Origin of the sequence: Polynucleobacter sp. AP-Latsch-80-C2 (assembly GCF_018882185.1) — a bacterium.
Taxonomy (GTDB): domain Bacteria; phylum Pseudomonadota; class Gammaproteobacteria; order Burkholderiales; family Burkholderiaceae; genus Polynucleobacter.
Window position 1 is genome coordinate 1 of record NZ_JACVOY010000049.1, and the last position, 248, is coordinate 248.

1 protein-coding gene is annotated in these 248 nt (G+C 48.8%); it reads left to right on the forward strand.

Translation table 11 applies throughout. The features are described 5' to 3' along the window. Positions 1-248, forward strand: a 248-nt coding sequence (locus ICN47_RS12820; RefSeq protein ID WP_216220297.1) for an autotransporter-associated beta strand repeat-containing protein, incomplete at both ends; no start/stop codon positions are given.

Below are 248 nucleotides of genomic sequence, written 5' to 3' on the forward strand. Positions count from 1 at the left end.
TAACTGGCCTCACCATTAATACAGCAACCTTAACTGCCCATGCGATTACCTTAGCTAGCAGTAGCGCCATCTCGATTACCAATAGTGGTGCTGGTTCGATTGACGGCATCATTGCAGGTACCGGTGTTACTCTGACAAAAGCAGGAGTAGGTATCCTCACTCTGTCAGGTGCTAACACCTATGGTGGCGCTACTACTGTCAATGCCGGTACCTTACAAGTGAGTGGTAGTGGAACTGTAGGCAATACC